The sequence below is a fragment of the Dysgonomonas reticulitermitis genome (genome assembly GCF_054601275.1).
In genome coordinates this window covers 156,744-180,732 of the sequence record NZ_BAAHWU010000002.1, presented here as the reverse complement: position 1 = coordinate 180,732, position 23,989 = coordinate 156,744, and the positions used below count along the sequence as shown (strand labels likewise).

Sequence of the window (23,989 nt, the reverse complement as noted above, 5' to 3'; positions counted from 1 at the left end):
CTTTTAAATCAAAGGATATGAAAAATAAACTCAATATTTTCATTGTAGGAGCTATCCTGTTTCTTTTCGGATGTCAAACACCCGATGATCTGGTACCTTCTACAGCAAATAACGGCATAAATAGTATTTCGGCATTCTTTACAGATGCCGATGGCAATATTCTTGACGAAAATAATGGCAAATTTACCGCAACTATCACCGAAGGTAATTCTGATATAGTTATTCCTGTTTCTTATTATTATCCGGCGAACAGTGATAATGAGGTGACACAGGATATGTTAACCAAAATGCGTATCAGCGCTAATCTGGATGATAATGTGAATGTATCGCCCGCGTTGTTGTATCTGGATCTGAGTTCAGGTAAATCACATACCTTTACGGTTGTCGATCAAATGAAAAGGGTGCGTGAATATACTATACGAGGCGAAATAGTGAAGAGTAAAGCCTGTGCGATTGAAGAATTTAATTTGCCGGGATTCTCTATTTCCGGAATAGTAAATGAAACTACGAAGACAATCTCGTTGGTTTCGGCTGAAGACTTATCATCCCAGCTTGCTGAATTTAGGCTGTCGCCTCATGCAACTATTAGCCCTGATCCAAGTACTACAGCTCTCAACTACAACGAAGACCAGACGTTTACGGTTACAGCGCATGACGGAACAACCAAAGCGACCTATACTGTGAAGAAAGCCGTACCGTCCAAGTTACCGGGCGGAATACGTCCGGGTAGTGCGAAAATCTTGTTTGAGAAAAAGCTGATCGCGGATTTAGGCGCGCCGGCTAATAATCACGGAGGTTTGGCCGCGACTAGGAATTATGTGGTGATCAGTACGCGCTCGAATCAGAATATCGTAATCGATTCAAAAACCGGAGCTTTGTTAAGCCCGTTAGATGTTTCGTTTACAGGCGGCGGTTTGTATGATATGTACAATACAGCCGATGACGCGGGCCATATACTTATTGGTAATCTGGCGCAAAATGCAGGAACGTTCAAGGTCTGGAAGTTAAATTCTTTATTGGGAACACCTGAACTCTTTATAGACTGGACGGCAAACACAACATTAGCGGTCGGGCGTAAGATTTCTGTTCAGGGAAATATCGACGGTGATGCGATTATTACCGCTCCATTACATAATGGTACAGGTGCCCAGTTCGCCCGTTGGAGAGTGACAGGTGGCGTTTTGCAGTCGCAAACACCTGATATTGTTACTGTCAGCGGTCTGACATGGACAACCAATGTCGATGTCGTTTCCACTTCGGCTTCAGATGTAAATGCCGACTACTTTGTCGCAAGATATTCTGATCACATCTCCGGTGAAAACGGAAATATATATCCTATGCTGAACTGGGTAAATGGCAGCAACAATACAGTGAGGAAGTCATTGGTGAATGTAAACAGTAACTTCGTCTCTAATGCAGTGGCTTATACGGTATTCAATAAGATTCCTTATACGCTGGTTAATTATGTCAACGGATTTTCTTGGGGACAAGCCGATATGATATATCTGGTGAATGCTGCCAGTGTGGATTCCTTTACAGCCGAATATAACTCGTGGGGTGGACCGTGGGGCGCTGGAGGCGCTGTTGAATGGGCGTGCGAATTGCATAAATACGGAGCTTTGAACGGGTCCGGTGTCGCAAATGGCAATTCTACCGGCGATGTAGCATTCGTTCAATCGGCTGATGGGTTCTTCTTATATGTATACTTCATGTTTACAAACGGTTATATAGTAGGTGTGCAGTTCGACTGCGTTGATATGTAAAACAGGAAATAAATCAGATATGAATTTTCGTTTGAATAAAATATTTTTTATTTCTTTTCTTTGTGTTGTGCCATTCCTGATGGCACAATGCAAGGATAAAGAAAGTGGTGTTCCTCCTTGGGAATGGGAGGATCCGGAGACACCCGATCCGGGGACAAGCGATGGCTCTAAACCACGTTTCATCTGGATTGATGCCTCTGCCAATTTTCCTGATTTTGCCAATAGCCGCGATAATATTCGTCGCGACCTGACATTGGCCAAGAATGCCGGATTTACTCATATCATAGTAGATGTGCGTCCGCCTTCGGGCGATGTCCTGTTCTCTACGACTAAAGTTGATCAGGTGAAGTGGCTTGGCGCATGGGTAAACGGAGTGTACAGTAAGGTTAACCGTACGGCTACATGGGATTATCTGAATGCATTTATCGAAATAGGGCATGAATTGGAACTGAAAGTGTTTGCAGGATTCAATACTATGGCAGGGGGCAATAAGACCTCGTTGGGTGGAGAAGGTATGCTGTTTCGGGATGCGACGAAGAAAGCTTGGGCAACGCAATTGCTTACGACTTCGGGTATTCGCAATGCAATGGATGTAGGGAGAGATGGCGCTCGTTTCTTCAATCCGGCGAATGTAGAAGTACAGAGTTATCTATTGGGAATGCTTGAAGATTTGGCAGCTTATCAGAATCTGGATGGTATCATTCTCGATCGTGCCCGATTCGATGAATTGGACAGCGATTTTTCGAATGAAAGCCGTACCCAGTTTGAGTCCTATCTGGGTAAAAGTGTTTCATTCCCTGACGATGTTATGCGTGCGGATATAAAAACAGCCAGCCTTCCTGCTTCATTGCCTCCTTATTTCAAACAATGGCTCGAATTCAGGGTGAAGGTAATTCATGATTTTATGGAAAAAGCACGTACCCGGGTAAAGGCTAAAAATCCTGATATAACCTTTGGCGTATATGTTGGTGGATGGTATTCCGACTATTACGGTGTAGGTGTAAACTGGGCTAGTCCAAACTACAATACTGCTGCTGATTATTCACTATGGGCCGGCAGTAACTATCAGAAATATGGTTTTGCCGACTTGATGGATGTAACGCTCATAGGCGCGTATGCCGCGCCAACCTCTATTTATGGTACAAGCGAATGGACCGTGCAGGGTTTTTGTTCGAGGGCAAAAAAACTGATAAAAGGAGAATCGCTCGTTGTCGGAGGCCCCGATGTAGGTAACTATGGATGGGGCGGTGGAGGAGATTTCTCCGACGCGGTTATCTACGATGGTGTTACAAACTCGGTAGATGCTGCTATAAACGCAAGTGACGGTTATTTCCTGTTTGATATGATTCACTTGAAACTGATGCCTGAAAAGTGGAAACGTGTTAAAACCGGTATTGATAACTATTTAAAACCGGTAAAAAAATAATGACTTAAATTCATAATCATATGAAAAAGATTTTTAATTTTTTATTAGCAGGTCTTCTTTTAATTTTTACTGGTGCATGTGGTGAGGATAATAATTCAACGATTGATTTATCTGACCATATAGAATCGGTAAGTATTCTTAATAAGGTGGCCGGAAATATAACAATAGATAATTTTATCCATCAGGTTTCGGTAGAATTGGTAGAAGACCAGGTATTATCTGATGTACAAATAAAATTGGAGCTAAAAGATGGTGTTACAATGGTTAGTCCATCTTCCGCAGAGGCTACTTACGATCTGACTGCATCTCCTAAGTTCACGATAAAGGTAGGAGGCAAAGAATATTCTTATACTATAAAAGTGAAGGAGATAGAAGAGCCGGTTGGCCCATACAAAGGTTGGCCGCAATCTACCGACTTTGGTGACTTGCCTAAAGGTATCCGCGTTTACAAATCTCCGGCTCAATTGCAAGGGAAAAATGCAGTAGCATACATCGCTGTAGCTAAAGTAAACACCGGCAGGACATTTGATGTTGTTTTAAGTGGCACTATCGTAGAAGGGAAAAAACTATCAGGGGCTAAAACGCCTGCGGAATTTTATGCGGAGGGTAATTATCCTGTAATTATAAACGGAGGTTATTTCACATATCAAAGTGGATATTATAACCTGAGTTTAGTCTGTCGCAATGGTTCTGTTGTGATCGGCGCACAACAAGATGTATGGCCGGGAGATGGGAATTATTACCTTCCTGCACGTGGCATATTCAGTCATATACAAGGGAATGAATATAAAGCCGAATGGGCTCTTACACCCAATACATCGACCTATGCTTATTCAAGTCCGGTAGCAAAACCGACTCAACCGGCAGTATTTCCATCTTTAGACGGTGCGCGGACATATACGGCACAGACAGGTATTGGAGCAGGACCGGTATTGATAAAAAACGGAGTGGTTGTAAATACTTACGAGAACGAGATGTTTAAAGAAACTACCGATGTGGGAGCCACTATCAATAATCCGCGTACGGCTATCGGTTCTACAGGCGACGGCAGGCTCATATTGTTTGTTTGCGAAGGTCGCAACATGACAGCCAATACCCCGGGATTTACTTTGGCGGAAACAGCCAAAATATTGCGGGATCTGGGTTGTGTAGAAGCACTCAATTTAGATGGTGGAGGTTCAAGCTGCATGTTGATAAATGGCAAGGAAACCATTAAGCCATCGGATGGTGAGCAAAGGCTTATAACTTCTGCGGTTGTTCTGAAATAGAGAATAATTGATTGTATAAACCTATCATAAATCCAGTATTCCCTTTGAAAGGGAATACTGAATTTGTAGAAAAAATTACTGTCTATTGATACGAAATTTATTGAAGAAAACTGTAAAATAAGATAACGATATTATGTTTAGATTGACAAAGTATATATTTTGTATTGCCGCAAGCTTACTATTGACTTTGCCGGCTGCTTGCAAGAAAAGGGTAGAAATAAAAGAAAAACCTGCAAAAGTAGCTTTGATGTGGTTCGATGCCGAAGCCAATTTTGCACGATTCAGCAGTAAAGACTCTATTGATTTTTATTTGGAGAAGATAGGCAAATTAGGTTTTACTCATGCCGTAGTAGATATCCGTCCGATAACAGGCGAGGTACTTTATGACAGCCAATATGCTCCTCGTATGGAAGAGTGGCATGGAGCAAAAAGAGGTAAATTCGATTATTTGGGCCATTTTATAGAAAAGGCTCATACTCTGGGAATAGAAGTACACGCGTCTCTTAATGTATTTGTCGCTGGGCATAATTATTTCGATAGGGGACTGATCTATTCCGGTCATCCCGAATGGGCTTCTATGGTTTATCATCCTGAAAAGGGAATTATACCCATTACTGAAGAAAAGAATAAGTATTCGGCAATGGTAAATCCAATGAATGAAGATTTCAGGAAGCACATTATTAATATATTGAAAGAAGTTACTGCCAAATATCCGAAGCTTGATGGCTTTATACTCGACAGAGTCAGATATGACGGGATAAGTACGGATTTTTCTGCTCTTTCAAAATCTTTATTTGAAAAGTATATAGGAAAAACTGTTGAGAATTTTCCTGACGATATATTCAAATGGAAGAAAGGCGACGACGGAAAATACTACCGTGAGAATGGACAATATTTCTTGAAATGGATAGAATGGCGGACAAAAAATATTTATGACTTTATGAAATTGGCACGAGATGAGGTGAAATCAGTGAATCCGAATATTTCCTTTGGCACATATACCGGGGCTTGGTATCCTTCTTATTACGAGGTGGGTGTTAATTTTGCCAGCAATACGTATAATCCTGATAAATACTTTGATTGGGCGACACCTGGCTATAAGAAATATGGCTATGCGGAGCTTTTAGACCTCTATACTACAGGAAATTACTATACGGATATATCGACGGCCGATTATCGTTCGCATAACAAAAGTGTATGGAACGAAACTGATAGTCAGGCTCAATCGGGTGAATGGTATAGCGTAGAAGGATCTTGTAATCATTTGCGTACGATTTTGGGAGGAAAAGAGTTTAGTGGAGGCATTCTTGTTGATCAGTTTTATAAAAAGCCGGAAGATCTTACTCGTTCGATAGAAATGAATCTGGTTAAATCAGATGGAGTTATGCTCTTTGACATCGTGCATATCATAACAAAGGATTTGTGGAAGGAAGTTGAGCAGGGAATGAGAAAAGGGGGGATGATAAAATAATAAATGGGTGGTTGATTATTTTTTTAACAACTTACTAATTACTATCTTTGATATGGTTAGTAGGTTGTTATGATTAAATACCTTAGAGCAATGAAAAATAAATTTCTATTATCGGTATGTGCGTTTGTTGTGTGTCTGTCTGTAAATGCACAGTTAGTATATTATGATGGCAGCCTGTTTCCCTTATTCGGTAAAATATCGGAGCAGACCGAAACTCGTTACGAAAGGTTACCGGCTTTTCTTAAAACGATGACAAGGCCACCTGTTTGGGAACTTGGGAAAAACACAGCCGGACTATACATGAGATTTGTATCGAACAGTACTTCTATAGGTTTGAAATGGACTCTGACTGAAAACAGGAGTATGAACCATATGACCCCGACAGGAATTAAGGGCTTCGATCTCTATTGTCTGCAAAATGATAAATGGGAATTTGTCAATTCAGCGCGCCCTAATTCGAATGATAAGAAAAATAGCGCTACTATTATCTCGAATATGACCAGTGATGCAAAAGAATTTCTCTTGTATTTTCCATTATATGATGGTGTGGAAAATCTTCAGATCGGAATAGATTCTACGGCTACGATTTCACAACCTCAAAAACAATTACCAAAGACAGAAAAGCCTGTTATCTGCTATGGTACCAGTATTTTGCAAGGTGGCTGTGCTTCCCGTGCGGGAATGGCGCATACCAATATTTTATCCCGATGGTTTAATAGAGAATTTATTAATCTGGGCTTCAGTGGTAATGGACAATTGGACTATGAAATAGCGGAAATTATCGCAGGACACGATGCTTCTTTGATTATTCTCGACTTTATGCCAAATGTAAATATTGAGCAGATAGAGCAGAAAATGAAGAATTTCTATGACATTATACGTAAGAAATCTCCTCAAATACCAATACTTTTCATTGAAAACCCTGTATTCCCGCACGGAAAATTCGATGGCTATATGCAAAATACTGTAGTCGCGAAGAACGAAGCTTTGCATAAAGTCTTTAGCGATCTGTTAACAGCAGGAGAGAAAAATATAGAACTTATTTCATCTGCCGGAATGATCGGCATAGATGATGAAGCCACTGTCGACGGCACCCATTTTACGGATTTGGGCTTTATGCGCTATGCAGAATATCTATACCCTTATATTCAAAAGTATTTGAAGCCTTAAAAGTTTCTTAATCCTATTGAATATCGGGCTATTTATAATCCCAAAGTATCTCTCAATATCTTGTAACCGGTTAAACTGATTTTAACCTGAATCCCATTTTTCAGCTTCAATAGTTGGTTCTGCTTATTGTAAAGTTCTATTTGGGCAATAAATTCTACGTTTACAATACTCGACCGGTGCACGCGGACAAACTTATCGGATGGTAATACCACTTCAAGCGACTTCATAGTCTGTTCTTTCAGGAATTTGCCTTTTCCGGTATGTATCATAACATAGTCGCCTTCTGCTGTTATGCAGATTATTTCGGGTATCATGATAACATCTATTTTCTGCCCGTTCTTTACGACGATGCGCTCAATTGGTTCAATCGCTTTCTCCTCATTCTTTTCCGGCAGGACGTTTGCAGCCTCCTCTTTCCTCCCGTCTTCTTCCGGTTTGTTACCGTTTTCATGAATACTTTCCGGATATATAAGAATTATCAGGCAGTAGATCAGCATCGCGATCACGATTCGTATAGGGAGGGTTGGAAGCAGTTCTTCCCATTCTCCTGCCGGAAATGATATATACAGGACAATATATTCTATACCTAGCCAACCGGTAACAAACAACAATCCCAGTGCACTGTAATTAATCAACCTTTGGCGTAAAAGCAAAGAGGAGAAATGGCTATACTTTACAATATTCTTTAAAAAGAAAAACAAAGTAGAAAGAATAGATCCGGCAGCTATGGCATCGGTCACTAATATTGTTTCAGTGATACTGAGCAAAGGCTTGGTGCTTATGTATAGGACCAAAGCAACTATCAGGGCAATGAGTATATGGATAAATAGTATATGCCGGTTTTCCATTATTGTCTATCAGTTTCTTATTTCGCCGCTACCGAACATAGCGCTTCCTTTGATGATCAATTTAGATGTACTATCTATTATTTCCATATTCTGACGCCGTTGATCGTCGAAAGAACCTAGAAAAGTGCTGCTTCGTGTTTCTACATGCCATTCTGACGGTACATACAGGACTACACTGCCAAATACGGCATTCAGCTGTAGCACATATTCTCCTTCGGCGAGCTTTGCTTTTCGCAAATCTACTATCAGTTCGCCAAACATAACATTGGCTTCACCTCCCTGAAAGTTGGCGGATAAAATGATTTGTTCCGAACTGCCGAACATCACGTTTTTGTCAATATAATCGGTGAACTGTTCATAACCACCTCTTGTGTCTGTTTCCCATTTTTGTTTTTTGCGGTGAGCTTTCTTCTGAGGAAATAACCAGCCGATAACCAGCATAATACCAATAAATATTAAAATAACGGGCCAATATGTTCGCATATCTATATCGAAACGTACGAAATATTCGGGAAATACCGAACATAGGGTGGGGTAGAGAAAAAATGTACCGATGGCTATTAAGATTACTCCGCCTATATATTCTCTTTTAATAATTAATGTCCACAAGCCAATTACAATAAGGAGCGTTTTCCACGAGATGAGCAATGGCCTGTACATTTCGGGTATTATCCCCAGGTTGAGGAATAAAAATATGCCGCCCAGAAGGATAAGGAATAATGCGAATCCGACACCTTTACCTCCTCTGTTTCTTCCTCTTTTGAATAAATAATTTTTTTCGGTTTCCATAATGTCCGTCTTTATAATTTCTATTGCAAAGTTATACAGCTAGTAATAATAGGCAAGAACAAATCGGTGAATGCTTACTTTTTCCCGATGAATTAGTTATAATGGGTTTTAAAGTTCGTTAAAAAAACAATATAAAACTCTTTCATGTGTGGATTTGTTAATCTAATATGCATCTAGATGAAAAAGACTAATCAAGTAAATTATATAAGAATGAAAAAACGAATGAAATTAACAACAGTATTATTTCTATTGAGCATGTTATTTGCTCCTTTAGTGAATGCACAGGTGAAACAAAACTTAGAACCATTTCCTCCTGCATCAAATGGTATGGTAAGGTATGTGATAGAATTGCCTAAGAAATCCGATGAATCGAAATTTAAGGTGGAAATTATCCCCGGTAAAATGATGATGGTAGACTGTAACCGTCATACCTTGATCGGTAAACTTGAAGAGAAAGATCTACAAGGATGGGGATATACCTATTATGAATTTACATCGGAAGGTAAAACAGCATCGACAATGAAGGCTTGCAATAAACCCGAAGAGAACAAATTTGTTTCGTCAGAAACATTGATCGTAAGGTATAACAGCAAATTACCCATTGTAATATATGCCCCGATAGGTTACGACATAAAATACAGGATATGGAAAGCCGATAAAGAAAAAGTGTCGGTAGTGAAATAAAGGAATAATAAGCAAAGAGATGTCCGGTATATGTTGCATATATCGGACATTTTTTCAGAGTTGTTCTTAAAATATTTATAACTTTGCAGCTTAAATAATAAAAACCGATTATGTTGACGCTGAAAACCATTAGTGAAAATCCGGAGCTGGTGATAAAGAAACTGGCTAAGAAGCATTTCGACGGAAAAGAGATAATAGAGAAAGTTTTGGAGATAGACCGGACTAGAAAAAAAGCACAAACAGTTCTTGATGCTGCTCTCTCCGAATCGAATACTTTGTCAAAACATATCGGTCAGCTAATGAAAGAAGGCAAGAAAGCCGAAGCGGAAACCTCGAAAAATCGTGTGGCGGAAATTAAGAGCGAAAATAAAGCCCTTGAAGATACGTTGCGTCAGGCTGAACAAGATTTGCAGGATTTGCTCGTGCTTATTCCTAACTTACCTTCTGACGAAGTGCCTGAGGGACGTGTGGCTGAAGACAATGTAGTGGAGAGATCCGGCGGCGTGATTCCCGATTTAGGCGAAAATGCTCTTCCTCATTGGGAGTTAGCAAAAAAATATGATCTGATAGATTTTGAACTCGGTGTGAAAATAACCGGTGCGGGATTTCCCGTTTACAAAGGAAAAGGCGCCCGATTGCAGCGATCTTTGATTAACTTCTTCCTGGACAAAGCCCGCGATGCCGGATATTTGGAAATACAACCGCCTTATGTCGTCAATGCGGCTTCCGGCTACGGAACAGGCCAGTTGCCAGATAAGGAAGGCCAGATGTATCATGCGTCAGTAGATGATTTGTACCTGATACCCACGGCAGAAGTTCCGGTAACGAATATATACAGGGATGCGATTCTTGAAGAAAAAGATTTGCCAATAAAAAATACGGCTTATTCGGCTTGTTTCCGTCGCGAGGCAGGCTCATACGGTAAGGATGTCCGTGGATTGAACCGTTTGCATCAGTTCGACAAAGTAGAGATTGTACGCATCGATAAGCCGGAACATTCTTACGAGTCGTTGAAAGAGATGGTAGCTTATGTGCAAACGCTGGTTGAAGAACTTGAATTGCCTTGGCGTATACTCCGTTTGTGTGGTGGTGATATGAGCTTTACATCGGCTCTTACTTTCGATTTCGAAGTGTTTTCCACAGCCCAGCAACGTTGGCTGGAGGTAAGTTCTGTTTCAAATTTTGAAAGTTATCAGGCTAATCGGCTGAAATGTCGTTATCGTGATACCGACAAGAAGATACAACTGGCACACACCCTGAATGGAAGCGCCCTCGCCCTGCCTCGTATTGTAGCTGCATTGCTGGAAAACAACCAGACCGGGAACGGTATCCGCATACCGGAAGCATTAGTGCCATACACAGGTTTCGAATTTATTAATTAAAGTGAAAAACAAACTATTTGGTTAAAAAAAACGTTAGAGTAAATAGTTTATCATTATTTTTGTGTTAACGTTAAAATGGAAAACTATATAATATAAAAGAATATGAACAAAAAATTAGTTGGAATCGGATTAGCTTTAGCCTGTGTTATAGCATTCGGTTCATGTAAACCAAAACAAAGTGCATATAAGTCAGTATATGAGTCTGCGAAGGAAAGAGAACTAGAAGAAAATGCTACAACGTCAACTTCTGTATCTAAGCCGGCTACTACAACTCCATCTTATAGCACAGAGTCTGTACGAAAAGAAAAGGTCACACCTGTATATGAAAGCGATGCTTCCGGCCTGAAAGCTTATAGTGTGGTTATTGCCGCTATGGCAATGAAACCGGGCGCTGAATCGTTGAAACAAAGAATGGAGAACGAAGGATACAACATTATTCTTGCTCGTAACGATCAAGGCATGTACCGTGTGATTATTGCCAGCTACGATTCGAAAGAACAAGCCGTTGCAAAGAAAAACGAAATCTTGGCCAAATTCCATGGATTAGGCGATGCAACTACATTGAAGAATAAATATGGTATTCCGTTCAATGACTGGTGGATCTTGCAAAGAGAATATTAATTCTTGATAAAATATTAGAAAGAGGCTGTCCCAAAAGGGTTCAGCCTCTAATTTTTTTATATTATTTTCATAGTACATGACAAAAAATATTACAAAATCTTATATTGCCCTTACAGGGCGTGGTTTCAGGGGATTTCGTTTTCCCACCCAAGGCGTTGCCATTGGGCTATATTATGTAGCCCCTTCAGGGCATCGTGGAAAGAAACAGGCTGAAAGCCTGATATATTCCAGCCCGGGGTAACACCCCGGTGAGATGACAACCGAAGGAACTGCGCCCTGTAAGGGCAACATAATAAGCCTTTTAAATATATATAAAATATTTTTTGTCATGTACTATGGTTATTTCGCAGATGCAAGTATTACGTATTGCCTGTACTTTATATCTTTCAGGCGATTGAATAGTAATCGATTTATGAACGATGTCAGGCAATAAGGGCCTACACCGTTTATACCTTCCATGCGTTCTATCTTGTACCCGCAGCTTTCTATCATACGCTTCATGCTTTTCTCTGTATAAAAACGTAAATGAGTTTTGTCCTGAATCCCGGAGTCTTTGTACACCCAATCTTTCTTAAAAATCAGTTCACGCAGCACTTCAATGTATCTCATGTTGGGTATCGATGCCAGAATATGTCCTCCGCCGGCCAGATTTTCTTTTGCCCTGACAAGACATTCTTCGGGATATATCATATGCTCCAGTACATCATTGAAAAAGATACAATCGAAATAATTCTTCGGTAAAGAATTGTAGACTTCATCGAATGTGCCGAAAAGAACATTGTCTAATTTCGATTTTGCTTCATTTGCAGCATCTTCAACCATTTCTATGCCCCATGCCTCTACGTTTTTTTCAGCTTTCAATTGCTCTGAAAAATTACCGGAAGCACATCCTACATCTAATGTGCGCCTGATATTAGTGGGTATAAAAGGATGAATTTCTTTGCGTTTCAAGGTATAATAGTCATTTTGCATAGGAAATATATTAGATAATTGAAGTTCTTTTTATTAATAACGAGGCTAAGCTTGCAGAATATATTTTACTTCTTTGAATGCAAACCGCCTTTCTATCCCTTCTTTTGTTTCGAGAAGCAATAATCCTGAAGGTTCTATATCCTTTATTTTAGCTACGAAACCGGTTGTTCCGTCGTTATACGGATGATAACCTTCGCGGCGAAATAAAAGTTCTTTATAGCGTTTCCGGATAGAATTTATATTTCCGGATTGTAATTGCAGATTGTAGTTGAGGATATTAACTCTGACGTTGTCCAGTATTTCGAAAAGATTGTGCCGCTCTCCTGTTATCTGCTTTAAGGATATAGGGTTAGGTGCATCGCCGATGAATTTATTCTGGTTAATATTGATGCCTATACCTGCTATGGATTGTTCAATATTGTCTCCATTCAATCTGTTTTCGACCAGTATACCACAGATTTTTTTCTCTTTCCAATATATGTCATTCGGCCATTTAATGGTAATATCTTCTGTATAGCTTAAGAGACATTCGGCTACGGCCAATGAAACAATCTGTGAAATAATGAATTGCTTGTTTGCTTTTACTTCCGGGTAAAGAAGCATGCTAAACAGCAGATTCTTTCCCCTCTCCGATTCCCACTTGTTTCCACGCTGGCCTTTTCCTGCTGACTGGGAGTCGGACCAGAAGATTGTTCCTTCTTCGTGCCTGTTTATTTTATTTATTTCGGACAAAGCATTGTTTGTCGAATCACAGTCTTTGACATGGATTATGTTGTAGTATTTTTCTCTTTTTTTTTGTGGTAATTTTTTTATCACCTCATCTGCCGAATGTTGGACAAGCTCTTTTATCAGGTCGTCGGGAACATCACTATCCAGAGATACCAGACTCCATAGCACTGTTTTAAAGTCGGTTTCCGTTATTCCGGTATACTTTTCCCGTAGTTCGACAGATTTAAGGGGATCGCATTTCAAATCTACCTTAAATGCTCCGTCCTTAGGTTCCAGGGGAATGTAAGCAAACATCTTGTCCATTACTTTAAATACCAAAACATTATGCCTCAGAAAAGGCAGCGATTCGGTACTCCCTTTTATCGACAAGCAATATTCTCTTAGTTCCTCTATATTCATGGCTCGTCTTTCAGGGCGTTATATCCGGCTTGTTTTACCTTAGGTAATTTCTTTATCACTTCGTCTACCGAGTGTTGTATCAGCTTTTTGATCAGGTCGTCCTTTACTTCTCCTATCACAATTGTGTTCCAATATTTTTTGTTGGAATGATACCCCGGACGTATTCCTGAATGATGCTCCCTTAGTTCGATGGCATATTCGGGATCGCATTTCAGGTTTAGCCAATGTTCGCCATCCCGGCTTTCCAGCCCCATATAAGCGAACATTTTATCCATTACCTTAAATACTAACGTGTCTTCATCAAAAGGGAAAGATTCGGTCGCTCCCTTTATGGAGACGCAGGCTTCTCTTGCTTCTTCTATATTCATAATATTCTAATTCACCGGTGCCAGGAATGCATCGTCAATATGCTCGATTTCAAATTTTTGTCCATCCCATATAACGGCTACAATATCGAACCGGGCGGGATGATCAATATCATTTACATTCAGATAAAAATCCGCCGCTTCCACAATCCGCTTTATCTTTCCTTTCGAGACGGCCTCTTCGGGATTTCCCCACTGGTCTGAACTTCGGGTTTTTACTTCTGCAAAGACAATGAACTCTTCATGTCGGGCGATGATGTCTATTTCATACCTTTCATAAACCCAGTTTCGCTCCAATATCTCATAACCCTTTTGCCGGAGATAACGTACTGCGGCATCTTCACCCTTTTTCCCAAGTTCGTTGTGTCCGGCCATATTTCTTTAATGTGCTAATTTGAAAATATGAAAATTTGCCAATCGCCCAAGTACCTAAGATATATTTTTTATATTCTTATTATATACCGGTACGAGGCTCACCGTATCCTCCGTCAGACAGTATTCGACCGAGTCTTGCAGGTTGTTGGCCTCTAATCGTTTAATATGCTCCGTATGGTTTATATAGTTTCGCAAGCCAGGAGTTGCGTCTCTCCACATCGCAAGAGCTACTTCCACTGCATCCGACTCATAAGTGTAACCTTTATCCAATAATCTTTTGGCAACGGCTCCTGCATACAATGTATCTTCTATGTTGAAACGATTGTTCCAGCCCGCACACAGAACAAGGATGTCCTTTTGTGCGGCAATGCAAAAATCTGTAACAGCACTGATATTTGAAAACGCCCCTATGATAAGAGCGTGCGAATCGCTGGCCGCTTCGATGGCTTGAGTACCGTTCGTTGTAGTAAAGACAATATCTTTTCCTGTTACTTTTTCGGGCGTATAGTCGAACGGGGAGTTCCCAAAATCGGCAAAGTCGCAACGCCTGACATTTCGCTCTGCTCCTACCTGAAAGCCTTTTTCTTTGTAAGCTTGGGCTTCCTCGATGGAAGCTACAGGTATGATGCTCCTTGCTCCGTTCTTCAAGGCTGCGCACATAGTTGTTGTAGCCCTGAATATATCCACGACAATAACGATGCGTTCGGCATTGTTACCGGCATAATAGGGATACAAAGCCGGAGAAAAGCAAATATCTACTTTCATTCTTTTAATGCGGCTTTTATACGGGTTAGTTTCACCATCAGTCCTTCCAGCTGATCGAGAGGGAGCATGTTTGCCCCGTCCGATTTTGCATTGGCCGGATCGAAATGGGTTTCTATAAACAGCCCGTCTACACCTGTTGCAATACCGGCTTTACACATGGTCTCTATAAGTTGAGGCTGTCCGCCTGTCACACCTGATGCCTGATTTGGTTTTTGCAGGCAATGGGTGGCATCGAGTACCACAGGAAAGCCAAATTCTTTCATTTCGGGTATTCCGCGAAAATCGACTACAAGGTCCGAATAGCCAAAAGTTGTTCCCCTATCTGTAATTATTACATTATTATTACCCGAGTCTACTACTTTTTGTACAGCAAATTGCATTCCGCTTGGCGCCAGGAACTGTCCTTTTTTTATATTCACAACTTTCCCTGTTTGGGCTGCGGCTATCAACAAATCTGTTTGGCGGCAAAGAAATGCCGGAATCTGCAAAACGTCTACATATTCGGCTGCCATAGCTGCTTCGTGTGTTTCGTGGATGTCGGTAACTGTGGGAATGCCAAATGTTTCACCTACTTTGCGGAGTATCTTCAGGGCTTTTTCGTCGCCTATTCCTGTGAAGGAATCGACCCGCGACCGGTTCGCCTTTTTATATGAACCCTTAAATACGTAAGGAATATTTAGTTTGTCGGTGATTGTTTTTGCTTTTTCGGCTATGCGCAGAGCCATTTCCTCCCCTTCTATAACACATGGACCGGCTAATAGAAAAAAATTATCGTTTATTAAATTAGAGATGTTCATTTTTATTTGTTTGATTATTAGTTCTAAATCTTTTTCAAAGTTACAAATATTATAACTATTTTCCGGAATACAGAACTGCTTTTACTTCATAATTGTTCATAAAATATCTTAGATATTAGATGAATTTCGCTATATTTATTGTTTACGATAAAACTCAAATATTATGGCTAGAGGTAAGAAAAAGAACTTTGTATTAGATACGAATGTAATATTACACGATTTCAGATGTTTAGATAATTTCGAGGAAAATGACGTATATATTCCCATTGTGGTGCTCGAGGAACTGGACAAGTTTAAAAAAGGGAACGATCAGATAAATTACAATGCACGGGAATTTTTACGTCAGCTGGATGCAATAACCGATGACAACCTTTTTACGAAGGGAATAGCTCTCGGTAGTGGTATGGGTAATCTTTTTATAGAAGCCAATACTAAATTGCAGAATAAGATTATCGATACATTTCCGGAGAGAACTCCCGATCATCGCATTTTGTCGGCTGTGCTGGATATTTCGGAACGGAATCCGAGAGAGAAAACCATTCTGGTGACAAAAGATATAAACCTGAGAATGAAAGCCCGCGCCATCGGACTAGTGGCTGAGGATTATATAAATGATAAAGTTCCGGATATTTTCTTATTTGAAAAACAACATAAAACATTTTCTGATATAAGTTCAACACTAATAGATGATCTATATGCCAATCCGGTAGGTGTCGATATAGATGCTTTCGATCTTGAGACATCTGTCAACCCGAACGAATGTTTCGTGATGAAGAATGGGAAAAAAAGTGTATTGGCGAGGTATAATCCGTTCACAAAGAAAATAAAGAAAATAGATAAGCAAATATGTTATGGTATACAGCCCCGGAATGCCGAACAGACTTTTGCCCTTGAGGTGCTGATAGATCCTGAAATAAAGCTTGTAGCATTGACGGGTAAGGCCGGGACAGGTAAAACTTTATTGGCATTGGCCTCGGCTTTGAAACAAAGCGAAAGTTTCGACCAGATATTACTTGCCCGCCCGATTGTGGCTCTCAGCAATAAGGAACTGGGATTCCTTCCCGGAGACGAGAAGCAGAAAATAGCACCTTATATGCAGCCATTGTTCGATAACTTGCTCGTCATAAAAAATCATATTCCATTCGGAGGGCCTGAATCGCGGAATATAGAAGAAATGAAAGCCAGCAAAAAGCTGGAAATAGAAGCGCTGGCGTATATACGGGGACGAAGCCTGTCGGAAATGATTTGTATCATCGATGAAGCGCAAAATTTGACTCCACACGAAATAAAAACAATTATTACCCGGGCAGGGGAGGGGACTAAAATGATATTTGCAGGGGATTTGCAGCAAATAGATTCTCCTTACTTAGATGCACAATCTAATGGGTTGGCTTATATGATTGATAAAATGACAGGGCAAGATTTATTTGCACACGTAAATTTGGTAAAAGGAGAGCGGAGCAAATTGTCGGAGATAGCCAGTACGCTATTGTAGAATCAGCCCCTCCTGGCCTCCGCATAGGGGCATTGTCCGGCGTTCGTTTTATCTATAGATATAGTGATAATTTGATAATTAGCAAATTTGTAAATTAGCAAATGGCGCGAAGCGACAGTTACAGTCAACAGTCATCAGCCAACAGTCAACAGTCAACAATGGCGCGAAGCGGCAAAGGCTATAAGCTAACAGCTAATGGCTAATTGAGTGTGGAGTTTGTTACTTTTTAGTTAAAAAGTTATGAGTTTTAAGTTCTAAGTTCTGAGCGCTCACTACTAACTACTAACTACTTACTACTGACTACTGCTAACTGTAGAAGTTTGTTACTTTTTAGTTAAAAAGTTACGAGTAGACGAGATACGAGGTACGAGTTGTTGACTGCTGACTGTCGCACGTCATTGCGAGGGTTTACCCGAAGCAATCCATTAATAATCAATACTCTGGATTGCTTCACTCCGTTCGCAATGACGAAAAGGTCGACTGTTTACTGACTACTGACTACTAACTACTGCTAACTGTAGAAGTTTGTTACTTTTTAGTTAAATTCCGGTTTGTCATGCTGACGACAGGAAGCATCTCCTATCTCTCGGGGATCGGGATCCTTCCCTGCAGTCAGGATGACAAAGAGGGTAGCCGCGCGAGCAAGGGGCTAACGGCTAACAGCTAATGGCTAATTGAGTGTGGAGTTTGTTACTTTTTAGTTAAAAAGTTACGAGTTTTAAGTTCTAAGTTCTAAGTTCTAAGTTTTAAGTTCTGAGCGCTGACTACTGACTACTGTAGAAGTTTGTTACTTTTTAGTTAAAAAAAGTAGTAGTTTGTTGACTGATTACTGATTACTGCTAACTGTAGAGGGGGAGGTTGCTTCTTTTCCAAAAACTTACCCAATTAGCTACTACCGATAATGCAATCAACAATTCGAAAGGAAAACTAAACCGGGAATTTGTTCCGTAAGTTATCAAGGCTTGCAGGATAGATGCTGTGAGGACAATTCCCGATATAATAAGAGAAGGGGATAGCTTCTTTTCTTTGACAGTTCTTATTATTATATTGCAGGGAATCAGCAACACAAACAGGATTTTTATCAATTGCAGAATGATCCGCTCTGCATAACACACATACAATATCATGTCATTAGCATGCGGGACGGCTACACTATCATATTCCCAATAGAGAGATGTTTTCCAGAACTCGCACCATGATATAAATACTTGCTTCAGGTAATCTCCCGGGTTTTCCTTTATGGTAGCTATGCTGTAATCGTATAATTTCGCTGACAAATCGGGAAAGGATAATCCTGTCTTTTCTCTTAGTTCCGGTTCGGCTTCCCAAATAGTCATGGCTATTTCTTTGTCCGGGCTTATCTCGTCTCTGTACTTGGCATAGATATACCCTATTTCAGCATATTCGGGTGTTGTTTTTTCTGCAAAGCTGACGCAATTTTGGGCGAGGTTGAATCCATAGAAAGTAGTAGATGTAAAATAACCTGTATTTACCCTGTTTACATACGACCAGCCCAGGAATAATGTAATCGGGATAATAGCAACGCATATATGCTTAAAAAGAATTTCTCTCTTTGTAGTGCGATTGAAGAAAAGGAATACAAACAGCAAAACAGGCAGGAAAATGTAAAATGGTTTTATCAACACCAGAAAACTGCAAGCTATAATGAGTAGCCAATTGTAGAAAATTTCACTTTTACATGAGCAGATGGAAAAATACAGATAAAAGATAACTGTAATGGTAAATAGAGTCAGTGTTTCCGACAGGATAGCAAACTCGAAAAACACCATTGGTATATAGCACGATAATCCCAGAGAGGCGAAGAATGTAACCTTTTTATTTATGCCTATAATCAATGCCGTTTTGTAGACAAGAACCAGACTGGCAATACCTAATGCTGATTGTAAAACAACTGTAAATAAATAGGATATGTTGGTAACTGCAAGCAGCAAGGGATAACCCGGAGAACGTTCCCCTTGGTATCCGGCAAAATCGAAACTAAGGATACGCCCGGCAAGGTCAACATAGCCTGTGCTATCGGGGTACATGGTTATATGCTGATAAAGTATCGCTATCAGCACACGGATAAAAATGCCTGTCAGAATAATTATTTTCACAGGATTATCCTCTATCCACAATTGTATATTCCGTTTCGTATCCAATATTTTTTGCTAAAGATAAGCTTTCTTCAAATCATTCTGAAGTTTTTCTATCTTTATCGATAGAAACTATCGTAGATAGTTTCCGCACAAAGCAGGGGTATAAATATTTATACAACAAATAAAATTCTTATATTCACGAACAATTTATTCTTTTTTTCTTTTATTTATAGTAGAATGAAATAACTAAAATACACTAAAATGTTTGATAACGAAAAAAGATCTTTTGTAGCCATATCAGGAGAAACGGAAGTATGTCTGTTTCCTAAAATGGCAAACCGGCACGGGCTGATTACCGGAGCTACGGGTACAGGTAAAACGGTGACATTGCAAACTCTTGCTGAAACGTTCAGCCAAATGGGAGTTCCTGTGTTTGCTGCCGACGTAAAGGGTGATTTATCGGGAGTTGCCGCCACAGGTGGTAATAAGGAGAGTGTGACTCAGCGCGTTGAATCGTATAAGTTGGCCGATAAAGGATTTAAGTTTCAGGCTTTTCCTGTCCAATTTTGGGACGTTTTCGGCGAACAGGGGGCGCCCATCCGAGCTACGGTAGCCGACATGGGGCCGTTGCTTTTGAGCCGTTTATTATCTCTTAACGATACACAATCGGCGGTGCTTACTATTATATTCAAAATAGCGAAGGACGAATCGCTCGAAATTGTCGACCTGAAAGATTTACAAAAGTTATTGGAGTATGCCGGTAACAATGCGAACCGGTTTACTACCAGTTACGGGAATATATCTACTGCCAGTATCGGAGCCATTCAACGGGGTCTGATAGCGCTGGAACAAGAGGGCGGAGACCATTTCTTCGGCGAGCCGAGTCTGAATATCGATGACCTGATACAAACAGTCGGCGAGAAAGGTGTTATCAACATTCTGGCTTCCGACAAGCTTATGAACTCGCCACGGGTTTATACAACATTCTTAATGTGGCTAATGACTAAATTGTTTGAAGTGATGCCGGAAGTGGGAGATCCCGATAAGCCAAAATTGGTATTCTTCTTTGATGAAGCACATTTGCTATTTACAGATGCCCCAAAGGCATTGCTGGAAAAGATAGAGCAAGTGGTTCGTCTGATCCGCTCCAAAGGTATCGGTATCTACTTCATTTCGCAAACTCCTGCTGATATACCCGATTCGGTACTTGGCCAGCTGGGTAATCGCGTACAACACGCGCTTCGTGCCTATACCCCGAAAGACCAGAAGGCTGTGAAAGTTGCTGCACAGACATTCCGTGCTAATCCGGCTTTCGATACAGAACAAGCTATCTCGGAACTGGGCACAGGGGAAGCTCTTGTTTCGTTTCTTGACGAAAAAGGACGCCCCAATCAAGTAGAGCGTGCTTATATACTTCCGCCGGAAGGACAAATAGGGCCGTTGGATGGGCAAGAACGAAAGAAAATGACGGAGACCTCTCTTTTATACAGGCATTACGCAGAGGCTATAGACAGAGAGTCGGCATATGAAATGCTCAACGAACGGTTGAAAGGGACTCTGACTGAAAAGGAACAAGCGGTTCAGGCTAAAGAGGAGGCTAAAGCTCAAAAAGAGCAAGAGCGTGCGCAGCGTGAGCAGGAAAAGCTGGAACAGAAAAAGGCCACTGAAAACAAACGTTTTTGGGGTAAAATGATGACGTCCGTTGTGGTGCCTATCGGCAAGCAATTATTAACTGCTTTTTTTAAGAAAAAATGATATTAAAATGAAAGAGCGGCTTATCAAAACATGCCGCTCTTTTAATTATAGAAGTATCTGATATAGAAAATCTATTTTTACAAATCAGTAATCGGTTTATATTTAGGAACCAATATCTTCATTACAATCCATCCTATCAGATAAGCAACTGCACAAACTGAGAAAATAATCATATATCCCGAATTTATCCCGTTTACTACGGTATCTCCGGTTGTTTCCAGAACTTTAAAAAATTCTCCAATGTTTTTTACACCATGCTCTTTTAATAAAGCATCTGCTGTTTCTTGGTTTTGGAACTGAGGATATTTTTCAAGAAGAACTTGTCCATTTATAGTACTCCAGTTTTTTTGAGTGAAGTCGAACAGCCATCCTGCACCAAATTGAATAATTAAAGAGCCTATACCACCTGCCATACCGCCAATACCTGTGATAGTAGCAATAGCTTTTTTAGGGAACATGTCTCCCACCGTAGAGAAAATATTGGCCGACCACGATTGATGTGCTGCACCTGCAATACCGATCAGTACTACCGGAATCCAATAGGAAATATGTCCGAGCGGTTGTGCAAGAAGTACCAGAAGCGGGAAAAACGCGAAAATCAACATCGCCTGCATGCGTGCTGCATAAGGGTTTTTTCCTGTTTTTCCGATAATTATACCCGGTAACTTACCACCATACAACGACAGCATAACGATTAGATACAGAACCGCAAGTGCTATCATTCCGCGCGAATCGCCGGCATTGTTGAGTTTCAACCCATAAACTTGCGACAAATAGGCCGGTGCCCAAAACAGGTAGAACCACCAAACGCCGTCAGTCATAAATTTTCCGAAGGCAAACGCCCAAGTTTGCCGGTACTTGAAACATTGTAAGAACGAGGTCTTTTCTTTGATAGGAGTTGAAGTTGCTGTTTCTTCTTTGTCGTCCGAAAGAATATATTCCAGTTCTAGCTTATTTACCTTAGGATGTTCTTCCGGTTTTTTGTAGATGAAAATCCAGAAGCCCATCCAAACGAAGCCTAATGCACCGATGATTATAAATGCCATTTCCCAGCCCCAATGCTGTGCTAATAATGGGATACAAAGTGGCGCCAATAATGCGCCGATTGTAGATCCGGCATTGAAGATAGAGGTTGCGTAGGCACGGTCTTTTTTAGGAAAATATTCTGCTGTGGCCTTGATTGCAGCAGGGAAATTACCAGCCTCCCCAATGGCCAGAACCAACCGCGCGAATATAAAGAGGGTGACGCTCACATTGATTATCATACCGACATCGCTAACAGTAGCGATGGCTTCCTTTGCTCCTGCAAATCCAACAAACCATTCTCCCGTCATGATCCCCGATGTTGCAATACCGCAAAATGCATGTAATACAGCACCAACCGACCAAATACCGATCGACCAAAGGAAGCCCTTTTTTGTATCCATCCAATCGACAAAGCGGCCTGCAAAAAGCATGCTGACTGCGTAAAACAGTGAGAATAGTCCTGTTATTAGTCCGTAACTTTTGTTTGTCCAGTGAAATTCGGGGGCAATAAAGCCTTCCCATGTAAGAGACAGCACTTGCCTGTCCATGTAATTAACTAAGGTGGCAAAAAACAACATGCCGCAAATGGCCCACCTGTAATTTGTCATTTTACTTTTTCCGGTATTATTCATAGGTTTTTATTTAAGTTTTAGCTTTTTCTATGATGGCTAGAGCATCTTTGCACATTTGAGTTATCTTACCCCAATCTTTTGCTGCAAGAACATCTTTCGGGAAGAGGTTAGATCCCATGCCGACACAGGTAACTCCTGCATCGAACCATTTTGTGAGATTTTCTTCTGTCGGTTCCACACCACCTGTAACCATAATACTGGTCCAAGGCATCGGAGCCTTTACGTTTTTAACAAAAGAAGGGCCACCCACATTTCCGGCAGGGAATACTTTTACTACTTCTGCGCCCAGTTCCTGAGCATAACCAATTTCGGATACCGAACCACAACCCGGAATATATGCTACCTGACGGCGGTTACATACTTTAAAGATATCGGGGTTAAGCAATGGACCTACTACAAAACTTGCCCCCAATTGCAGGAACAATGATGCTGTACCTGCATCGACAATGGAGCCAATACCCAATATCATTTCCGGGCATTCTTTTGCTGCCCATTTATTTAATTCACCGAAGATTTCGTGAGCGAAATCGCCTCTGTTAGTAAATTCAAAGGCTCTTACTCCTCCAAGATAACAGGCTTTTACAACCTGTTTTGCAACTTCGAGGTCAGCGTGATAGAAAACCGGAACCATTCCGGTCTCTGCCATTACCTGGCAGGCTTTAATTCTTGAAAATCGTGCCATATATTTTTAATTAAGAATTAAGAATGAAAAATTATAAATTATTCTTTAGTGTTTTAATTGATGAAATTAATAATGCTTTCAACTCACTACAATCAGTCAATAAACTCATTGATAATTTATCTTCCAAATATCCTGTATCACGTAGTAAAGCAATCCAATAATCTGTTTCATGGGCTTCTTTAAGAGCAATGCTTAATTTGTTTATAAAATCAGCTTTGTTTTGTCCATATTCCGACTCTCTGATTAACGCACCAACAGAGGTTCCACTACGTAATATTTGCTTTGACAGAACAAACTCTGACTTTTCTTTTTGTAGTAGTTGCGAGAGTTTTACTATGCGAATTGCAAAAGCATAACTTTTCGTATTTAATACAGAGTCAGAAGCCATAATTCTTCATTATTAATTTTTCTTAATTACTAAACAGACAAGTAGATATGTATATTAAAAAAGATCAATAAAAACAATGGTTATGAGC

General features: G+C 40.5%; 23 protein-coding genes and 1 pseudogene. 11 read left to right on the top strand and 13 right to left on the bottom strand.

Annotation, left to right across the window (positions count from 1 at the left end):
* The first annotated feature begins 17 nt into the window (after positions 1-17).
* The 5 genes from ACYPZI_RS01830 to ACYPZI_RS01810 all read left to right on the top strand — a co-directional run bounded on the left by ACYPZI_RS01830 (position 18) and on the right by ACYPZI_RS01810 (position 7,098).
* Positions 18-1,763: a DUF5018 domain-containing protein gene (locus tag ACYPZI_RS01830; RefSeq protein WP_459598029.1), complete on the top strand. Its 1,746-nt coding sequence runs from the start codon at positions 18-20 to the stop codon at positions 1,761-1,763.
* A 19-nt stretch (positions 1,764-1,782) separates the two neighbouring features.
* On the top strand, positions 1,783-3,189 hold the full coding sequence (locus ACYPZI_RS01825) for an alpha amylase family protein (RefSeq protein ID WP_459598027.1): 1,407 nt from the start codon (positions 1,783-1,785) through the stop codon (positions 3,187-3,189).
* A 20-nt stretch (positions 3,190-3,209) separates the two neighbouring features.
* Positions 3,210-4,457 (top strand): phosphodiester glycosidase family protein, encoded by a 1,248-nt coding sequence (locus ACYPZI_RS01820; protein WP_459598025.1) that lies wholly within the window; start codon positions 3,210-3,212, stop codon positions 4,455-4,457.
* A gap of 142 nt (positions 4,458-4,599) precedes the next feature.
* Positions 4,600-5,928, top strand: a complete 1,329-nt coding sequence (locus ACYPZI_RS01815; protein WP_459598161.1) for an alpha amylase family protein — start codon at positions 4,600-4,602, stop codon at positions 5,926-5,928.
* A 90-nt stretch (positions 5,929-6,018) separates the two neighbouring features.
* Positions 6,019-7,098 (top strand): SGNH/GDSL hydrolase family protein, encoded by a 1,080-nt coding sequence (locus ACYPZI_RS01810; protein ID WP_459598023.1) that lies wholly within the window; start codon positions 6,019-6,021, stop codon positions 7,096-7,098.
* A gap of 32 nt (positions 7,099-7,130) precedes the next feature.
* On the opposite strand, the gene ACYPZI_RS01805 is transcribed toward ACYPZI_RS01810, so the two are convergent.
* Both ACYPZI_RS01805 and ACYPZI_RS01800 read right to left on the bottom strand, forming a co-directional pair.
* Complete coding sequence (locus ACYPZI_RS01805) at positions 7,131-7,946, bottom strand: LytR/AlgR family response regulator transcription factor (RefSeq protein WP_459598021.1); 816 nt, start codon at positions 7,944-7,946, stop codon at positions 7,131-7,133.
* 9 nt (positions 7,947-7,955) lie between these two features.
* Positions 7,956-8,735 carry a LiaI-LiaF-like domain-containing protein gene (locus ACYPZI_RS01800; RefSeq protein ID WP_459598019.1) on the bottom strand — a complete coding sequence of 260 codons (780 nt, stop codon included), beginning with the start codon at positions 8,733-8,735 and terminating at the stop codon, positions 7,956-7,958.
* Between the two features lie 210 nt (positions 8,736-8,945).
* Here ACYPZI_RS01800 and eco point away from each other — a divergent pair, with 210 nt between their 5' ends.
* The 4 genes from eco to ACYPZI_RS01780 all read left to right on the top strand — a co-directional run bounded on the left by eco (position 8,946) and on the right by ACYPZI_RS01780 (position 11,663).
* The gene (gene eco / locus ACYPZI_RS01795) at positions 8,946-9,419 is read left to right on the top strand and encodes a serine protease inhibitor ecotin (protein WP_459598018.1); all 474 of its coding nucleotides are present in this window, start codon (positions 8,946-8,948) and stop codon (positions 9,417-9,419) included.
* Positions 9,420-9,529: 110 nt separating this feature from the next.
* A complete protein-coding gene (serS, locus tag ACYPZI_RS01790; protein ID WP_459598016.1) occupies positions 9,530-10,801 on the top strand; it encodes a serine--tRNA ligase in 1,272 nt (423 codons plus the stop codon).
* Between the two features lie 102 nt (positions 10,802-10,903).
* Positions 10,904-11,422, top strand: coding sequence for an SPOR domain-containing protein (locus ACYPZI_RS01785; RefSeq protein WP_459598014.1), 519 nt, complete (start codon positions 10,904-10,906; stop codon positions 11,420-11,422).
* Positions 11,423-11,498: 76 nt separating this feature from the next.
* On the top strand, positions 11,499-11,663 hold the full coding sequence (locus tag ACYPZI_RS01780) for a hypothetical protein (RefSeq protein WP_459598012.1): 165 nt from the start codon (positions 11,499-11,501) through the stop codon (positions 11,661-11,663).
* Between the two features lie 98 nt (positions 11,664-11,761).
* On the opposite strand, the gene ACYPZI_RS01775 is transcribed toward ACYPZI_RS01780, so the two are convergent.
* From ACYPZI_RS01775 to kdsA, 7 genes and pseudogenes are all read right to left on the bottom strand, one after another.
* Positions 11,762-12,394, bottom strand: coding sequence for a class I SAM-dependent methyltransferase (locus ACYPZI_RS01775; protein ID WP_459598010.1), 633 nt, complete (start codon positions 12,392-12,394; stop codon positions 11,762-11,764).
* Between the two features lie 45 nt (positions 12,395-12,439).
* On the bottom strand, positions 12,440-13,165 hold the full coding sequence (locus ACYPZI_RS01770) for a biotin--[acetyl-CoA-carboxylase] ligase (protein WP_459598160.1): 726 nt from the start codon (positions 13,163-13,165) through the stop codon (positions 12,440-12,442).
* A gap of 66 nt (positions 13,166-13,231) precedes the next feature.
* A pseudogene (locus ACYPZI_RS01765) lies at positions 13,232-13,522 on the bottom strand (MmcQ/YjbR family DNA-binding protein); the annotation flags it as partial.
* Positions 13,519-13,890, bottom strand: coding sequence for an MmcQ/YjbR family DNA-binding protein (locus ACYPZI_RS01760; protein WP_459598008.1), 372 nt, complete (start codon positions 13,888-13,890; stop codon positions 13,519-13,521). The gene ACYPZI_RS01760 and the pseudogene ACYPZI_RS01765, both read right to left, overlap by 4 nt.
* A gap of 6 nt (positions 13,891-13,896) precedes the next feature.
* Positions 13,897-14,262, bottom strand: coding sequence for a YraN family protein (locus ACYPZI_RS01755; RefSeq protein WP_459598006.1), 366 nt, complete (start codon positions 14,260-14,262; stop codon positions 13,897-13,899).
* A gap of 54 nt (positions 14,263-14,316) precedes the next feature.
* The gene (locus tag ACYPZI_RS01750) at positions 14,317-15,027 is read right to left on the bottom strand and encodes a 2-phosphosulfolactate phosphatase (protein WP_459598004.1); all 711 of its coding nucleotides are present in this window, start codon (positions 15,025-15,027) and stop codon (positions 14,317-14,319) included.
* The gene (kdsA, locus tag ACYPZI_RS01745; protein ID WP_459598002.1) at positions 15,024-15,824 is read right to left on the bottom strand and encodes a 3-deoxy-8-phosphooctulonate synthase; all 801 of its coding nucleotides are present in this window, start codon (positions 15,822-15,824) and stop codon (positions 15,024-15,026) included. The genes ACYPZI_RS01750 and kdsA overlap by 4 nt, the downstream gene beginning before the upstream one ends.
* A 163-nt stretch (positions 15,825-15,987) precedes the next feature.
* Here kdsA and ACYPZI_RS01740 point away from each other — a divergent pair, with 163 nt between their 5' ends.
* Entirely contained in the window at positions 15,988-17,319 is a 1,332-nt protein-coding gene (locus tag ACYPZI_RS01740) for a PhoH family protein (RefSeq protein WP_459598000.1), read from the top strand.
* Between the two features lie 839 nt (positions 17,320-18,158).
* Here ACYPZI_RS01740 and ACYPZI_RS01735 read toward each other — a convergent pair.
* Positions 18,159-19,481 (bottom strand): hypothetical protein, encoded by a 1,323-nt coding sequence (locus tag ACYPZI_RS01735; RefSeq protein WP_459597998.1) that lies wholly within the window; start codon positions 19,479-19,481, stop codon positions 18,159-18,161.
* A gap of 198 nt (positions 19,482-19,679) precedes the next feature.
* On the opposite strand from ACYPZI_RS01735, the gene ACYPZI_RS01730 reads away from it, so the two are divergent.
* On the top strand, positions 19,680-21,173 hold the full coding sequence (locus tag ACYPZI_RS01730) for a helicase HerA-like domain-containing protein (protein ID WP_459597996.1): 1,494 nt from the start codon (positions 19,680-19,682) through the stop codon (positions 21,171-21,173).
* Between the two features lie 77 nt (positions 21,174-21,250).
* Here ACYPZI_RS01730 and ACYPZI_RS01725 read toward each other — a convergent pair whose 3' ends face one another.
* The 3 genes from ACYPZI_RS01725 to ACYPZI_RS01715 are packed head-to-tail and all read right to left on the bottom strand — an operon-like array spanning position 21,251 to position 23,901.
* On the bottom strand, positions 21,251-22,831 hold the full coding sequence (locus tag ACYPZI_RS01725; protein WP_459597994.1) for an MFS transporter: 1,581 nt from the start codon (positions 22,829-22,831) through the stop codon (positions 21,251-21,253).
* 10 nt (positions 22,832-22,841) lie between these two features.
* Positions 22,842-23,513, bottom strand: coding sequence for a bifunctional 4-hydroxy-2-oxoglutarate aldolase/2-dehydro-3-deoxy-phosphogluconate aldolase (locus tag ACYPZI_RS01720; protein ID WP_459597992.1), 672 nt, complete (start codon positions 23,511-23,513; stop codon positions 22,842-22,844).
* Positions 23,514-23,544: 31 nt separating this feature from the next.
* Entirely contained in the window at positions 23,545-23,901 is a 357-nt protein-coding gene (locus ACYPZI_RS01715) for a four helix bundle protein (protein ID WP_459597990.1), read from the bottom strand.
* Between the last annotated feature and the right edge of the window lie 88 nt (positions 23,902-23,989).

Excerpts from the sequence above, each read along its gene's own strand:
- ACYPZI_RS01830 (WP_459598029.1), top strand. The coding sequence starts at position 18 with ATGAAAAATAAACTCAATATTTTCATTGTAGGAGCTATCCTGTTTCTT.
- ACYPZI_RS01825 (WP_459598027.1), top strand. The coding sequence starts at position 1,783 with ATGAATTTTCGTTTGAATAAAATATTTTTTATTTCTTTTCTTTGTGTT.
- ACYPZI_RS01820 (WP_459598025.1), top strand. The coding sequence starts at position 3,210 with ATGAAAAAGATTTTTAATTTTTTATTAGCAGGTCTTCTTTTAATTTTT.
- ACYPZI_RS01810 (WP_459598023.1), top strand. The coding sequence starts at position 6,019 with ATGAAAAATAAATTTCTATTATCGGTATGTGCGTTTGTTGTGTGTCTG.
- ACYPZI_RS01805 (WP_459598021.1), bottom strand. The coding sequence starts at position 7,946 with ATGGAAAACCGGCATATACTATTTATCCATATACTCATTGCCCTGATA.
- ACYPZI_RS01800 (WP_459598019.1), bottom strand. The coding sequence starts at position 8,735 with ATGGAAACCGAAAAAAATTATTTATTCAAAAGAGGAAGAAACAGAGGA.
- eco (WP_459598018.1), top strand. The coding sequence starts at position 8,946 with ATGAAAAAACGAATGAAATTAACAACAGTATTATTTCTATTGAGCATG.
- serS (WP_459598016.1), top strand. The coding sequence starts at position 9,530 with ATGTTGACGCTGAAAACCATTAGTGAAAATCCGGAGCTGGTGATAAAG.
- ACYPZI_RS01785 (WP_459598014.1), top strand. The coding sequence starts at position 10,904 with ATGAACAAAAAATTAGTTGGAATCGGATTAGCTTTAGCCTGTGTTATA.
- ACYPZI_RS01780 (WP_459598012.1), top strand. The coding sequence starts at position 11,499 with ATGACAAAAAATATTACAAAATCTTATATTGCCCTTACAGGGCGTGGT.
- ACYPZI_RS01775 (WP_459598010.1), bottom strand. The coding sequence starts at position 12,394 with ATGCAAAATGACTATTATACCTTGAAACGCAAAGAAATTCATCCTTTT.
- ACYPZI_RS01760 (WP_459598008.1), bottom strand. The coding sequence starts at position 13,890 with ATGAATATAGAAGAAGCAAGAGAAGCCTGCGTCTCCATAAAGGGAGCG.
- ACYPZI_RS01755 (WP_459598006.1), bottom strand. The coding sequence starts at position 14,262 with ATGGCCGGACACAACGAACTTGGGAAAAAGGGTGAAGATGCCGCAGTA.
- ACYPZI_RS01750 (WP_459598004.1), bottom strand. The coding sequence starts at position 15,027 with ATGAAAGTAGATATTTGCTTTTCTCCGGCTTTGTATCCCTATTATGCC.
- kdsA (WP_459598002.1), bottom strand. The coding sequence starts at position 15,824 with ATGAACATCTCTAATTTAATAAACGATAATTTTTTTCTATTAGCCGGT.
- ACYPZI_RS01740 (WP_459598000.1), top strand. The coding sequence starts at position 15,988 with ATGGCTAGAGGTAAGAAAAAGAACTTTGTATTAGATACGAATGTAATA.
- ACYPZI_RS01730 (WP_459597996.1), top strand. The coding sequence starts at position 19,680 with ATGTTTGATAACGAAAAAAGATCTTTTGTAGCCATATCAGGAGAAACG.
- ACYPZI_RS01725 (WP_459597994.1), bottom strand. The coding sequence starts at position 22,831 with ATGAATAATACCGGAAAAAGTAAAATGACAAATTACAGGTGGGCCATT.
- ACYPZI_RS01720 (WP_459597992.1), bottom strand. The coding sequence starts at position 23,513 with ATGGCACGATTTTCAAGAATTAAAGCCTGCCAGGTAATGGCAGAGACC.
- ACYPZI_RS01715 (WP_459597990.1), bottom strand. The coding sequence starts at position 23,901 with ATGGCTTCTGACTCTGTATTAAATACGAAAAGTTATGCTTTTGCAATT.